Origin of the sequence: Aquimarina hainanensis (genome assembly GCF_042684685.1) — a bacterium.
Lineage (GTDB): Bacteria > Bacteroidota > Bacteroidia > Flavobacteriales > Flavobacteriaceae > Aquimarina > Aquimarina hainanensis.
This window is the reverse complement of sequence record NZ_JBHULX010000004.1, coordinates 254,918-269,964: the sequence shown is the minus strand read 5'-3', so window position 1 is coordinate 269,964 and position 15,047 is coordinate 254,918. Positions and strand designations below refer to the sequence as shown.

At 34.1% G+C, this 15,047-nt stretch carries 14 protein-coding genes; 7 read left to right on the top strand and 7 right to left on the bottom strand.

Going from position 1 to position 15,047, the window contains the following annotated elements; genetic code table 11:
- The first annotated feature begins 5 nt into the window (after nt 1–5).
- Both ACFSTE_RS06620 and ACFSTE_RS06615 read left to right on the top strand, forming a co-directional pair.
- The gene (locus tag ACFSTE_RS06620; protein WP_378257511.1) at nt 6–1,751 is read left to right on the top strand and encodes a helix-turn-helix domain-containing protein; all 1,746 of its coding nucleotides are present in this window, start codon (nt 6–8) and stop codon (nt 1,749–1,751) included.
- Between the two features lie 192 nt (nt 1,752–1,943).
- A complete protein-coding gene (locus tag ACFSTE_RS06615; RefSeq protein ID WP_378257513.1) occupies nt 1,944–2,324 on the top strand; it encodes a hypothetical protein in 381 nt (126 codons plus the stop codon).
- Between the two features lie 146 nt (nt 2,325–2,470).
- Here the strand turns inward: ACFSTE_RS06615 and ACFSTE_RS06610 are convergent, their stop codons facing one another.
- From ACFSTE_RS06610 to ACFSTE_RS06595, 4 genes are all read right to left on the bottom strand, one after another.
- Complete coding sequence (locus ACFSTE_RS06610) at nt 2,471–3,127, bottom strand: HD domain-containing protein (RefSeq protein WP_378257514.1); 657 nt, start codon at nt 3,125–3,127, stop codon at nt 2,471–2,473.
- Nucleotides 3,128–3,139: 12 nt separating this feature from the next.
- A complete protein-coding gene (locus ACFSTE_RS06605; RefSeq protein WP_176028422.1) occupies nt 3,140–4,135 on the bottom strand; it encodes an acyl-ACP desaturase in 996 nt (331 codons plus the stop codon).
- Nucleotides 4,136–4,156: 21 nt separating this feature from the next.
- On the bottom strand, nt 4,157–4,912 hold the full coding sequence (locus ACFSTE_RS06600) for a lysophospholipid acyltransferase family protein (protein ID WP_254884116.1): 756 nt from the start codon (nt 4,910–4,912) through the stop codon (nt 4,157–4,159).
- A 160-nt stretch (nt 4,913–5,072) separates the two neighbouring features.
- On the bottom strand, nt 5,073–5,483 hold the full coding sequence (locus ACFSTE_RS06595) for a BrxA/BrxB family bacilliredoxin (RefSeq protein WP_176028421.1): 411 nt from the start codon (nt 5,481–5,483) through the stop codon (nt 5,073–5,075).
- A gap of 414 nt (nt 5,484–5,897) precedes the next feature.
- Between ACFSTE_RS06595 and ACFSTE_RS06590 the strand changes: the two genes are divergently transcribed.
- From ACFSTE_RS06590 to ACFSTE_RS06575, 4 genes are all read left to right on the top strand, one after another.
- A complete protein-coding gene (locus ACFSTE_RS06590; protein ID WP_176028420.1) occupies nt 5,898–6,632 on the top strand; it encodes a DUF6261 family protein in 735 nt (244 codons plus the stop codon).
- A 216-nt stretch (nt 6,633–6,848) separates the two neighbouring features.
- Nucleotides 6,849–7,583 (top strand): TerB family tellurite resistance protein, encoded by a 735-nt coding sequence (locus ACFSTE_RS06585; RefSeq protein WP_176028419.1) that lies wholly within the window; start codon nt 6,849–6,851, stop codon nt 7,581–7,583.
- 64 nt (nt 7,584–7,647) lie between these two features.
- Entirely contained in the window at nt 7,648–8,052 is a 405-nt protein-coding gene (locus tag ACFSTE_RS06580) for a hypothetical protein (RefSeq protein WP_176028418.1), read from the top strand.
- A 40-nt stretch (nt 8,053–8,092) separates the two neighbouring features.
- A complete protein-coding gene (locus ACFSTE_RS06575; protein WP_378257518.1) occupies nt 8,093–9,025 on the top strand; it encodes a DMT family transporter in 933 nt (310 codons plus the stop codon).
- A gap of 159 nt (nt 9,026–9,184) precedes the next feature.
- On the opposite strand, the gene feoB is transcribed toward ACFSTE_RS06575, so the two are convergent.
- From feoB to ACFSTE_RS06560, 3 genes are all read right to left on the bottom strand, one after another.
- Entirely contained in the window at nt 9,185–11,281 is a 2,097-nt protein-coding gene (feoB, locus tag ACFSTE_RS06570) for a ferrous iron transport protein B (protein ID WP_378257520.1), read from the bottom strand.
- A 9-nt stretch (nt 11,282–11,290) separates the two neighbouring features.
- On the bottom strand, nt 11,291–11,521 hold the full coding sequence (locus ACFSTE_RS06565; RefSeq protein WP_378257522.1) for a FeoA family protein: 231 nt from the start codon (nt 11,519–11,521) through the stop codon (nt 11,291–11,293).
- Between the two features lie 221 nt (nt 11,522–11,742).
- Nucleotides 11,743–12,678, bottom strand: a complete 936-nt coding sequence (locus ACFSTE_RS06560; protein WP_378257524.1) for a LytTR family DNA-binding domain-containing protein — start codon at nt 12,676–12,678, stop codon at nt 11,743–11,745.
- 410 nt (nt 12,679–13,088) lie between these two features.
- Between ACFSTE_RS06560 and ACFSTE_RS06555 the strand changes: the two genes are divergently transcribed.
- Nucleotides 13,089–15,032 carry a S9 family peptidase gene (locus tag ACFSTE_RS06555; RefSeq protein ID WP_254884115.1) on the top strand — a complete coding sequence of 648 codons (1,944 nt, stop codon included), beginning with the start codon at nt 13,089–13,091 and terminating at the stop codon, nt 15,030–15,032.
- The last annotated feature ends 15 nt before the right edge of the window (nt 15,033–15,047 follow it).

The following is a 15,047-nucleotide window of genomic DNA, read 5'->3' as shown; positions in this document are numbered from 1 at the left end:
ACTTCATGAGTACGTTTCGAGTACTATTTTTTTTCTTATTTGCTATTCAATCTACAATAGCACAGTATGATGCTATTACATCTAATAAAACGATCGAAAACTTGCTGCATAGCATACGGTCTCTAGAAGAAAGTGAAGTTGACGAAATAACGTCATTGAGTAAATTACTCTATAAAACTGCTTTCGAAAAAAAAGACACCGACAATATGATTATTGCTATGCAATACCTAAGTACTGCAGCACTAAACTCTGGTGAAAACAAGCTTGCTATACAATACATTGATAATGCAATTAATATTGCCAGAGACAATGGATTAAAACCTCAAATATTAATCAATTTAATCACACTTAAGGGGAATCATTATTTCGATATCGAAGAGTATGATCATGCTACTACCATTTATTACGAGGCATTATCAATAGCCAAAAAAACAGAAGACACTTTTCTATCATGGGCTTTAAATGCTAATCTTCAGTTTATAAAATTACGTACAGGAGATGCCCATGGTGCGCTGGAAGGACTACAGCAAAGCGAACAAACGATTCCCAATATCAGACCACGCTTAAAAAAACGAAATTTAGCACTTGTCCTTGCTAGAAAAAGCGAAGCTTATATCCTATTGAACCAACTGGATAATGCTTTACTAACTAACAACAGAGGAATCGCTATCGCTAAAGAAATTAAAAACTACAACATTCATATAGATCTTTTAATGCATAGAGGTCTTATTTATATGAAGAAAAAAGCCTATCCAAAGGCATTGACCTTCTTAAAACAGGCAAAAGAGTTATCTCATGAGGCGAATGACATTGTTTTTTTAGGGAAAATATTAAATTTTACTGCTGAATGTTTTTACGAATCGCGAGATTACCAAAAAAGTATTGCTTCACTAGAAGAAGCCTTACCTCTCCTAACAAAAAAATACCGGAATTCCGATGAGCTTAGCAAATGCTACAAACTATTAGGAATGGCTCATAAAAAGAGTGAAAACATCGAAAAATCAAACACTTATTACGAGCTGTATATCTTAAGTCTAAGTAAATTAAACAATAAAAAATCTACCGTTTCTCAAAAATTACGAGAAGCAACTATTGCCGGATATGAGGGGCAAATAAATTCGCTTCAGCAACAAAAAAAACAACAACAAAACAGACGTACTTACTCTGAAATCGCTTTAGCCATTGCTGGAGCAGGTTTACTGACATTTTCTTTCTTTTTTATTCATATAAAGAAAAGAAACCAAAAGAAATTTAATGCATTACTTTCCAGAATAGAACAACAAGAGGCTATTCGAGTTCACAAGAACGACCAAATAGAAAGCACCTCAAAACAGATTGAAAAATCCTCCTTAACAGAATCCCATGATATTAATGAGAGCTTGCATAAAAACATTTTGAAAGGGTTGGAAAAATTAGAACAACAAGAATATTTTTTGAATACGGATTGTAACCTATACAATGTCGCTAAGAAGATAAACACAAATACTTCTTATTTATCTAAGGTTATCAATACTCATTTTGACAAAAATTTTCATGCATACATAAATGACTTACGAATTAATTATGCTATTCTCCGTTTAAAAAACGATCCAAAATTCAGATTATTTTCGATTAAATCTATTGCTAAGGAAGTAGGATATAAAAGTTCAGATTCTTTCTCTAAGTATTTTAAAATTCACACAGGACTTCTTCCATCTTTTTATATTAAAAAACTGAAATCTCAGGACAAAACTTCTCAAAAAACACCCTAAATTCATAAAAATAGGGCTGATAGCTTCTTTCTTCTCATTCCGAAACAAACAAAACACAAAATACTCAAAACCAACATATTAACACCTTAAAAAGCACCCGTTTTTCATAAAAAGAGGGAAGCTTTTCTTGTATATAGCATATAAATGGAGGTACTTTGCTATTGTAAAAATTTCTGATCAAAAAAACCATTGATGAAACAGCAGATCGCTTTATTTATTTTAGGTACCATCGTAGGAGGAGCAATTATCTTCTCTACTCTATCCAATAAAAAAGAAGATAAATCGACTGCTATATTAAACGTTTTGGAATCCTATTGTGATTGTGAAGAGATCCAACAACTAATCTACATCAAAGGATTAGAATCTACTGAAAAGGGAAGTTCTACAGAAAGTGCTGAATACGAATTAAAAAATTGCCAGTATTCGGATTTAAAAAAAGAAACAAAAAGAATCAATCAGTTACTTATAAAGAAAGTGACTGATTACAAAGACATCGATCGGTTTACGCTTTCATTCGTGAATCAACGAGAAACAAAGCTAGTAACAATTTATAACGGAAAAATTAATTACTGAATCATGGTAGCATTACTAAAACTCCTATTAAACTTCATTTTAAGTTATTTTATCATTCTAATAAACTTTGCTATTAGCTTTTTTAGCTAAAAAGGCATGCCCAATCAAAAAACGAACTTTCCAATCATATGAAGGTAGGAGCTGAATTAACTCCTACCTTCCCACTCATTATAAAATTGTGCTAAAAATTGCTCCATAAACTCATGCCTCTGAGCTGCAATTTTTTTTCCTGTTTCTGTATTCATACGATCTTTGAGCAACAACAGTTTTTCATAAAAATGATTAATAGTAGGAGCTGTTGATGCTTTGTATTCTTCTTTGGTCATGGACAGATTTGGTGAGATTTCAGGATTGTACAAAGCCCTGTTCTTATACCCTCCATAATTAAAACACCTGGCAATTCCAACCGCTCCAATTGCATCTAATCTATCTGCATCCTGAACGACTAAAAGCTCTGGTGAAGAAAAACTTCGTTTTACATTTCCTCCTTTAAACGAAATATTCTCAATAATCTTAACTACATGATCTATTGTCTGAGAATTAACCTGTTGCTTCAATAAAAAATTTCTAGCTATTTCTGGTCCAATTTCTTCATTCCCGTTATGGAATTTTGAATCAGCTATATCATGTAATAACGCAGAGAGACTTACGACCTCCAAATTTACATTTTCGCCTTTAGCAATTAGCAAACTAGTATTATAAACCCTCTCTATATGAAACCAATCATGTCCCCCCTCTGCCTCTTTTAATTCTTCTTTGACAAAAGTAATTGTATTCGAAACAACAAGATCGAAGGCACTCATAGTATTTAATTTTTATTTAGCCAAAGCCGGAGCTACCCAGTTAAACTGAAAAACTTCATTAGGGATTACCAATCGCTCATTAATTCGCTTCATTCTCGCCGGTAATTTCATCACATAATCACGTGCTCTTTCTGCTTCGTCAGTTAAGTCGACTAGTTTGTCTATTTCCCATCTGCTTATCAATCGTTCCATTATATCTATATAATCCTGAGAAGTATACACACCTATTCGCTGTGCTGCCCATGAAAACTCTTCGAATGCTGTTCCTATAGACTGACCCGACTCTCTCAAGAAATGAGCAGGCATTATGATTTTCTTTTTCATCATATCACAAAAAGCAACCATCATCTGGCTGGGATCAACCTCAAAAATGCTTTTTACAAACTCGCTATATGCGTTATGGTGTCTCATCTCGTCTCCTGCAATAATTCTACACATTTTTGATAAAGACTTATTAGAATATTGTTTTGCAAGTTTTGCTACTCGATTATGAGAAATGTACGTTGCTAATTCCTGAAAACTTGTATAGACAAAGTTCTTATACGGATCCCTATCAGTTCCTATATCAAACCCGTCATTAATCAGGTGGTGGGTTGTCCTTTCTACTTCGATCATATTCACCCTTCCGGATAAATACAAATACTTATTTAGCACATCTCCATGCCTATTTTCTTCTCCTGACCAATATCGCACCCATCTGGACCATCCATTACCTCCTTCTTGCTGATTAATTCCTTCCACATCCATTAACCAGGACTCATACGTAGGCAACGCCTCTTCTGTTATGGTATCACCTACTAAAACTACCCAAAAATCATATGGTAATTCCTTCGCCAATTCTCTTAATTCTTTTACCTCATCAAAAAACGTATCTTCGTTTTGTGAGTCAGGTAAAAAGTCTGTCGGCTGCCAAATCTTTTCTACCGGAATAAGAAACTTATCTATAAAAGAATCAATTTTCTTTTCCAGTAATTGCATTACTTCTAATCTAATATTATCTAACGCCATAATAATATAACTTTTGTTTACTTATCGTATTCCTTCCACAACTCGTTGCTCTAAGGTCTCTATCAAGACATCTGTCTTGGTTGTTTTGATCTCTAATGGTTCATGTACTTCTAATGATAAATGAAGCCCTATTCCCATCGGAAAATTACCATAACGTACCAATTTCCAACTATTATTTATCGTCACAGGTACAGCAACTGCATCGGGAGCATATTTAAATAAAATTTTTAATCCTGTTTCAGCAAATTTTCTCGGTTTACCATTTCGACTTCTTGTTCCTTCAGGAAAAATAACCGCCGAAAATGTATGTTCGGAAATGAATTTTCCGAATTTTGATAAAGCCGGGATCGACTGTTTCGGATTCTTTCTATCAATTAACACATTCCCCCCGTGTTTAAGATTAAAAGAAATACTAGGAATTCCTTTTCCTAATTCGATTTTAGAGATAAATTTTGGTTTCCATTGTCTCATATACCAAGAGATTAATGGGATATCAAACATGCTTTGATGATTAGAAACTATTATTAAAGGACGATCATCAGGAAGTTTATGTTTGTTTTTAAAACTAAACTTTACTCCTAAAAAATGAAGACAACGAAGTATTGCTAAATTCATAATATTAACAACTCCTCTGTGACCTTTGACTCCTCCTAATTTTAAACCAAGCCATTGCAATGGATGGAACACCAATAATGTCAATCCAAAAAGTAACAAAAAAACAGCACTTAACGGATAAGATATGATCTTTTTTATTAACTCCATAAACGTATACATCATTGACAAAAAACTGTTTAGAGATGCAAGCAGTTTGTTTATCAAAAATTATCAATTAAAAACGCTGCAAGGTCTGATATTATTTTTAGGAAACCAATAGTTTCCTAAAATAAAAACCGTTTGATAAACAAACGGTTTTATATTTTATCTGCTAAAAAAATCATTAGCAGTGCTCGTTATATGCATCTTTTAGATTTTCTGCAATCATATCAGCTGGTCTTCCCTCTATATGATGACGCTCTAACATATGCACTAGTTCTCCATCTTTAAATAAAGCCATAGAAGGAGAGGATGGAGGAAACGGAATCATATATTCTCTGGCTTTGTTGGTGGCATCTTTATCAACCCCTGCAAAAACCGTCACCAAATGGTCTGGTTTTTTTCCATTATCTAAAGAAGCTTTCGCTCCTGGTCTAGCATTTGCCGCTGCACATCCACATACTGAATTTACAACAACCAATGTAGTTCCTTCTCTATCTATTGCCTTATCAACAGCTTCTGTTGTATGTAATTCTTCGAATCCGATATTCGTAAGATCTTCTCGCATTGGCTTCACTAAATCTGCTGGATACATATTCTATTGTTTTGTTTTTCTATTTTTCTTGGTAAAGATACAAATAATGTACCACACCCTTACTTTCATGACAAGTCGTCTGCTATCATGAAATAAAGCAATTATTACTATTATAAAAACTGTCATAATTTACGCAACACACCATCTCTTCTCATCCTAAATAGACAACTATTCTTATCCCAAAAGCAGCCCCCTTCTTAAAAACAAAAAATTCTTCCTACTTATAAAAAAGTGTTATTTGTTTTGTGGTTTTCATCGTTAAGAATGGTCTTACAACGAATGTAAAGTCAATTTAACCTTCCAAAATGTTTATTCAAAAAGGGTATTTTGTATTTTAGGTAATAAGATGAATTACAAACCAATACATTCTCGTTCATCTACCCGTTTATTGTACAAACTTAAAACCATTATTAAATGAATTCACCCTATTTACACCGTTATAGAAACGGAGAATATCTACAATACATGAAAGATATTCTAGAATTAGTTAATGAGCAAGACACAAATGCTTTACAACTAACAAATTATGTAAATAATTTATTACCCTTAATAGACAAGATAGAAATTGCTTTTTTAAAAAGTCAAGGAAACGGATTGACCAAAGATATCCTTGCCCTTGACGAACGAAGGGACAGAGCTATTGTCGGCTTACGAGGTTTAACCGATAGTTATAAATATCATTTTGACAAGAAAATCTCAAAAGCAGCGACAGCTCTACACGACAATATTATCTTACACGGAAACAATATACAACGCATGAGCTTTCAAGAAGAAACCACTGTTCTCAATAGCATTATTACTGACTGGGAAAGAGAGGAAGATCTCATTGCTGCTGTACAAGTTCTAAAGCTGGGAGATTGGCTTTCTGATCTAAAAAGTACAAATATTGATTTTTCTACCAAATATATTGACCGTGTTGGCTCTGCTGCTGTGAACTCTTCTTCTAACATCTCCAAATTGAGAGAAAAAGCAACCAATGCGTACAAACATCTCGTATCCCGTATTCATGCAGGTTCAACTCTTGCTATCTCTCCTGAATATGACATCTTATTAGATCAGATGAATATTCTTGCCGGACAATACAACTTTGTTGTAGACAACAGAACCGGTCTTAAAAAAAAATCAACAAACCCCTCTACAGAATCTTAATATCTATTCGAAAATACTATTACTTACAAGCAACCATATTTTACAAAAACACTAATTTGCTTTAAGAGGTAGGTTAGTGTTTTTTTCTCTTATTAAAAAACCGAAACTTCCTTACAATGTAACAAAAACATCAATCTTTCTACCTATTCTACAAAGTAGCACTATCCTTCACTGGAAAAAATACTACTATCTTTACACTCGAAAAAATACCAATGTATGTTTAAATGGATTACTGCCTTTGCAGGATATGCTTTCTTTAATTTCCCAGGAGCCATATTGGGGTTTATCATCGGTAGTCTTATTGACGCTGTTACAGGAAAAAACAGTGCGACTATAAAACAAGTGTTCTCTAATGAGACAACCGTAAGTCCCGGAGATTTTGAATTAAACTTACTATCTCTTTGTTCTATTGTGATTAAAGCTGATGGAAAGGTAAATCAAACAGAGCTTGATTATGTTCGTCAATATTTTGTCAATGCCTATGGAAAAGAAAGAGCGAATGCGACATTCAGAACGTTTAATGATGTTATCAAAAAAAGGGAGGTCTCTGCACAGCGAATCTGCCTATACCTTTCTCATAAAACCCGGTATGCTTCTAGATTACAAATTGTTCATTTTTTATTTGGCATTGCTAATGCAGACGGACATGTCAGTAGTGCAGAAGCCGAAGAAATTCGTAAAATAGCTGGTTTTCTAAGAATAAGTGCAAATGATTTTGAAAGTATTAAAGCTATGTTTTTCAAAACTGAAGATCATGCATATAAAATTCTGGAGATAGACAAGAATGCCTCGGAGGCAGAAATAAAAAAAGCATTTCGTACGATGGCAAAAAAATATCATCCCGACAAAGTACAACATTTGGATCCGGTACACATAAAAGGAGCCGAAGAAAAGTTCAGACAAGTACAAATGGCTTATGATCAAATTCGAAAAGAAAGAGGTATAAAATAAAATCTGCCGGAGAAACAGCTCCTCTTTTTTATGTATCTTGTAGCAACTAACAATTATAAATGGTATGCTTCGCTACTTGCTATTAATGATCGCTTTGCTATTTATGCATTCCTGCAAAGCTCAAAATACCGCTATTAATCGGCAAACAGAACTATACATTGGGCAATCACTGGATTTTGATAACACCATTATCACCCTCATCGATGTCAAAAATGACTCCAGATGCCCTTCAGATCTGACATGCATGTGGTCTGGAAGTGTTCTAGCAATTATATCCATCCAAAAAACAGGTACCCCTACTGTTACAAAAGAACTTACATTTGGTGTTAATAATATCAACCCTAAAAACCCTGCTTCTTTATTCCAAACTAAGGACAAGACCATTATCACTCATACCATAAAACCATACCCTTCTTCTAAAAAGACTTTTCATAAAAAAGACTATTACATAGAAGTATTAACACAATAAAAACAAATGGATACTTCTATAGTTTTTGTTTCTTTGTCAGATGATATCCAATACTGTTAAATCTCATCTTGCTTTATTAAGTGTCAATATTATATATGGAGCAAATTATTTAGTCGCCAAAGGGTTAATGCCTCATAAAATTGAAGCTTCTGCATTGGTTTTTTTGCGAATAGGAGGAGCCGGACTTCTTTTCATTGTTCTCAAAACATTCATCAAAGAGACTGTAGCAAAAAGAGATATTGCACGTCTGGCATTATGTGGATTTCTCGGAGTAGCTGCCAACCAATTTTTCTCTATGAATGGTCTAAGTCTCACTTCTCCGGTTGATGCAGCAATCATTGTGACTGCAATGCCGATTTTTACAGTAATTATGAGCTACTTTATTTTAAAAGAACCTTTGACTATTTCCCGGATTCTCGGAATATGTGTAGGTGGGGGCGGAGCTGTTATTCTTATCTATCTAGGAAAATCAGGTACAGGCACAGGATCCATACTGGGAAACTTTTTTATTTTTATCAACGCATTGGTTTTTTCTTTGTATTTGGTTTTAGTTAAACCTATAATGTCTAAATACAAACCCATAACTGTTATCGGATGGACCTTTTTATTTGGCTTCCTATTCATGCTTCCTTTTTGCTTTTCTTCATTGATGCGAACTGATTTTACTTCCTTTGCTCCTACGAATTGGACAGCTCTTTTTTATGTAGTTTTAGGACCTACCTTTTTAGCATACCTACTTAACATGTTTGCTTTAAAGCATGTAAAACCAACGGTTTCCAGTAGTTATATTTATGTGCAACCTGCTGTAGCAATGATCTTAGTAGCAATCGTATCCTATATGATTCCTGATAGTCTTTACAAAGGAGACATTACTGCTTCCAAATTATTATGTTGCGGATTAATCATTATCGGTGTTTATTTAATTAGTAGTAATCGTTCTTTTGGCAAACAAAAAAAAACATCTATAAACTAACAGTTGCAATCATGTTTGCTACAGCCTTTTTTTTGTTTCCCTGATGATTTTACAAAAAAAGATATACCAATGAATCTTGTTATCAAAAAGAAAACAGCCCATCCTATAATTAACACAACGATAATATTCTGTGTAAAAATATTCATTTCACCTAATCAATTATATCAATAGTTGATATGCTATTAGCGCTATAATATACGCAAAACCACTCATAACGAAAAACTGAAGCATTGGCCACTTCCAGCTATTAGTCTCTCTTTTTACAATAGCTAGTGTACTCATACATTGCATCGCAAAAGCATAAAACAGCAATAAAGAGATCCCACTCGCCAAATTATATAATGGTTTTCCTGTTACCGGATGTATTTCTGCTGCCATTTTATTCTTAATCGTATCTTCATTATCTCCATCAATACTATAAATTGTTGCTAGTGTTCCTACAAACACTTCTCTTGCTGCAAAAGAACTAATAACCCCAATTCCTATTTTCCAATCATACCCTAAAGGGGCCACTACTGGTTCTATAGCCTTTCCTGCATACCCAATAAATGAATGCTCCAATTGATAAGAGGCTATTCTATGTTCTTTTTCTTCCTCTGTCAAGGATGGATATTTCTCGGTTATTATAGTTGCTGCATTATTAAAATTCTCATTAGGACCAAAACTTGCCAATCCCCAAAGCACAACAGATATCGCCAGAATAATCTTCCCCGCATCAAATACAAAAGCTTTTGTCTTATCAAGTACTGTAATCAGAACATTTTTAAACAACGGAACCTTATAATCCGGCATTTCTATTACAAAATAGGAGATGTTTTTTATTTTTAACAACTTATTGAGCAACCAGGCTCCTCCCACAGCACTTACAAAACCTAAAATATACAACACTAACATTGTCAGCCCCTGATAACTGATTACTCCTCCTATTTTTTCTTCTGGTATAACAAGAGAGATAATGATCAAATACACTGGTAATCTTGCTGAGCATGTAGTAAAAGGCACAACCAGGATCGTAATGAGTCGCTCTTTCCAGTTTTCTATATTCCGTGCCGCCATCACAGCAGGGATTGCACAGGCAGTTCCTGATATAAGAGGAACAACGCTTTTTCCACTCAATCCGAATTTTCGCATCGTTCTATCCATTAAAAACACTGCCCTACTCATATAACCACTCTCTTCCAGCATAGCGATAAAGAAAAACAAAAATGCAATTTGAGGAATAAAAATCACGACTCCTCCTACCCCTGGAATGATTCCTTCTGTTATCAGATCTACTAAAGGACCTGAAGGTAAAATGAGTTTTGATTTCTCACTCATCCATGCAAATAATGCATCAATTGCATCCATAGGGTATGACGACCAATCATAAATCGCCTGAAAGACCAGCAATAAAATCATAAAGAAAATAATATACCCCCAGAACTTATGAACCAAAATACGATCCAGTCGTTCTCGTATTCCAGTTGCCTTTGCCGTATCTACAGAGAAAGCTTCTTTTAGTGTATTATTGATAAATTGATACCTAAGGATCGTTTCCTTTTGTTGAAAACGCTTTAATGCCGCTACAGAATCTACTTCATGAGCAAAAAAATCGTGTAATTGCTCTTCTTTTTTCTGTTGAAAATAAATCTCCTGTGTTCTTTTTATCCAGGCAACATATTTTAATTGCTCTGAAGACCTTTTTTCCAACGCTTGAAAATACTCTGGTGCAAATCGCAATGCATCTAAACAAGGTTCTAAAGACAACTCTTTAAAAGATAGAATACTCTCTTTTAGCGCTTCAATCCCCATTTTTTTCCTTGCACTGATCAGTACTATTCTGGTCTTTAATTCTTCTTCCAGCTTCGGAATATCGAGAGAAATGCCTTTCTTCTCCATATTATCTACCATATTGATCGCTAAGACAACAGGAACTCCAAGCTCTTTTATTTGGGTAAAAAGAAGCAGGTTTCTTTTGAGATTGGCAACATCACAGACTACGACAATAACATCAGGATAGTTCACATCTTTCTTATCCAATAAAACATTAACCGCTACATTCTCATCCAGAGAAGATGCATTCAGGCTATAGGTTCCTGGAAGATCCATTATTTTTGCACTTACCTTTTCAGATAATTGACAACTCCCTTCTTTCTTATCTACCGTAATACCAGGATAATTACCTACCTGCTGATTCAAACCTGTCAACACATTAAATACAGATGTTTTTCCTGTATTTGGATTTCCGATCAGTGCAACTTTCAATTTTGTACCCATTTCGTTCTATTATCCTATAATTTCTACTTCAATTTGTGTTGCAATATTTCTGCGAATTGCCAAATGAGTACCATTAACCATCAAATACATAGGGCAGTCAAAAGGAGCCAATTGTAAAAGCTTGACTTCATTTCCCGGAAGACATCCCATTTCCTGTAACTTTAGTGGAATATTATCGGCATTTATCTCCTTTATGATAGCCTTCTGCCCTATTTTAAGATTTGCAATAGTCGTAATCAATGTTTCGTCGGATGAAGTTAAAAGAATACAAAAATAACACAAAAACACAGATCAAAAAAGCTAAAACCTTACCCCAAAACTAACATCAACTTTATATTATGCAGGTGTACTGCGTTCCTTTATCCTTTGCAAAAAATAAGAAAGTCTCTTTTCTGATTAGACAAATCATGAGCTGGCAACTTTTCGAGCAAAAACGCAAGTATCCGCGAAAAATTTAAATTCTAAACCTCAGCTTCTTCTGACGAATTAGCCATTTCTTCCTGAAAAATAGCCCGAAAAGCTTTAAACTCACTTCTGGATACAGGAACACTATGCGTAATCCCCTCAAAGAATAATCGATAATTCCTAGCATTTCCTTCTGTAAAACTAATCCTGCGAATATTAACCAAAAACGAGTTGTGGGTTTTTACAATAAATTGATAAGATGCTAATTGCTCCTCTATTTCGTTTAACGACTGGCACAACTGTTTTTTCACTGGTTTATCCCCCTCCATTAAATACACTTCTATACAATTCTCTTCTGCTTGAATAAATAATATGGTATGAACAGAAACGGTAAGAATACTATTGGTTTCCCCTGTCGAAAATAAGGTAACTTTTTCTTCGACTGTCATTTTCTTTTCCTCCATCTCTAATTCTTTCTTTATTATTTCATTAAGTTTTTCATTATATGCTTTAACTTCTAAAAGATTCTTTTTTAAGAACATTTTATAATTAACCCATATAGCAATACTAAAAGTAGGAGCACTCCCTACTACAATCACCCAAAAGAATATTTTTGCAATATAATTAACACTTAACAAAACGGATGGTTTTGAACTAAACAGAAAAGAGACTCCATAATTCAATAAAGTAATAACTGTAAGCAAAAAAAATATTAATAAAGATTCCTTTCCAATTGTCCATTCATCTTTATTTTTCTCTGTTATACCTACCTTAGGAAACCACTCAAGAACAAGAAGAGTCCCTAAAAAAGTATTAAAACCATATAATAATCCCAGTGTAGTTCTGGATATCCCCATATACCCTTTCAGCACTTGTCCATCTATTAAGAGCGTACTGACAACAACTACAAATAATCCTATTAAAACAGCCCCCAGGATGTTTCGTTTGAAAGAATGCAGGTATGGATATGGTTTATTTAATAAAGCGCGCATCGTATATACGTTTCAAAGAAACAAAATAACTTATCAAGTAAGACCCTAAAAACCCTTGTTTGTTACAAATTATTGTATAAAAAACAATCTAAATTTTTATCATCTTATCTCTTATCGATTTAAAGAAAAAACGAATTGCAAACAGCAAAACACACAAATCTCTATGATCAAGAAAACCACAACGTTAATTAGTGTTAACAGGCGTAACAATTTAAAAACAATACATACTAATTAACAAACATGTATAATCACTTTGGAATGTGTATAAAACCAGTATCTTTATTCTGTTATTTGATCTGTATATAAATACACCCCGAAGTAGCACTATTTACAAAACAACCAGTTAACAATCTAAACTCATGTACAAGTCAATTTTAATTTTATTGTTCGGGGCCATAACAAATTATAGTATGCAAGCCCAAGAAACAAAGAAAAAACTACCTGGAGACACAACGCTCCCTTCTTCCAAGGAAGAACTTGCTTCATTAGCAAAACTCGAAAAGCAAAAATATGCATATTCCGTAGAAGATTATTTCCAAAAACCAAAACAGAGTTCTTTTAAGTTCTCTCCTAATGGTTTATTCTTTTCTTATAGAGAAAAAGATCAAAACAACAAAAACCATGTCTACATAAAGAATACGGAAACAAATGAAATAAAAAGGGTTATTGAAGAAAAAGAAGATCTAATCAGAGGATACGGATGGGCTAATAACAGCCGCCTGATCTATGTCAGAGATAATGGAGGAGACGAAAACTATCATTTATTCGCAGTAGATCTAGACGGAAAAAATGATACCGAGCTAACACCATTCGAAGGGGTGCAGGTAAGCATCCTTAACTCCTTAAAAGATCAGAAGGATCATATGATTATCCAAATGAATAAAGATAATCCTCAAATCTTCGAACCTTATAAGATAAACATCAAAACCGGAGACCTTGTAAAATTATTCGAGAATAAAGATCCTAAAAACCCTATCAGTGGTTATGATTTTGACAAAGACGGAAACCTGAAAGCATACACCCAACAGCAAAATGGAACCGAATATGTTTTATACTACAGAACAGATGAAACAAAACCTTTCGAAAAAATTGTAAAGACCACCTGGAAAGACAATTTTTATATCGCGGGATTTGATTATTCGACTAACAACCCTCATGATGCTTATGTTATCTCTAATTTAGAAAACGATACGAACGAAATCTTACTTTATGATTTTGCAAAAAAATCAGTAATTAAGAAAGTCTATGCCAATAAAACATTCGACGTAGGAGGTATCAATCGCTCCAGAAAAAGAGGTTACGAAGTAGATTATTATCATTATAACGGGGAAAAGTCTGTTGTAATCCCTGTTAGTGAAACCTACAAGAAATTACACCAAAAATTCACTACTCAATTTGGAGATAAAGAATTTTCTATTGTCAATAAAACTGATGATGAAGATAAATACCTTATCTATGTAGGTAGTGACAAATTATATGGAGTTTACTATCTGTACGACACCACAAAAGATTCTTTTAAAGAAATCTTCAACCTTATGCCTCAACTCAAGGAGGCGGATATGGCAGAAATGCGACCTATTAAGTTTTCTTCCCGAGATGGTCTTACGTTGTATGGTTACCTAACCATTCCAAAAGGAGCCAGTGCAACAAATCAAGTACCTTTAATCGTCAATCCACATGGAGGTCCTTACGGTCCCAGAGATTACTGGGGGTTCAATCCTGAAACACAGCTATTTGCCAGTAGAGGGTATGCCACATTACAAATCAACTATAGAGGATCAGGAGGATTCGGAAAGAAATTTTCTATGGCCGGAAATAAACAGATCGGTAGAAAAATGCTCAATGACCTGGAAGATGGAGTTGCCTATGCCAAATCTCTCGGGTTTATCGATGAAAACAAAATAGCAATTTACGGTGCTAGTTACGGAGGACTTGCTACTCTGGGAAGTTTGGTAAAAACTCCAGATCTATATACTTGTGGAGTTGATTATGTTGGGGTTTCTAATCTCTTTACTTTTTTCAAATCATTCCCTCCCTATTGGAAACCATATCTAGGGCAGGTATACGAACAATGGTATGATGAAAACTCTCCAGAGGATCAAAAAATCATGAAAGAAGTATCTCCTGCACTTAATGTTGAAAAAATCAAAAAACCATTATTTGTAATTCAAGGAGCAAATGATCCTCGTGTAAACATTGACGAGTCAGATCAGATAGTTACCAATCTGAGAAAAAGAGGATTTGATGTTCCTTACATGGTGAAATATAATGAAGGACACGGATTTGGTCATGAAGAAAATAAAATCGAACTATATAAATCGATGATGGGATTCTTTGCCAAACACTTAAAATAACACTTAAACACAAAA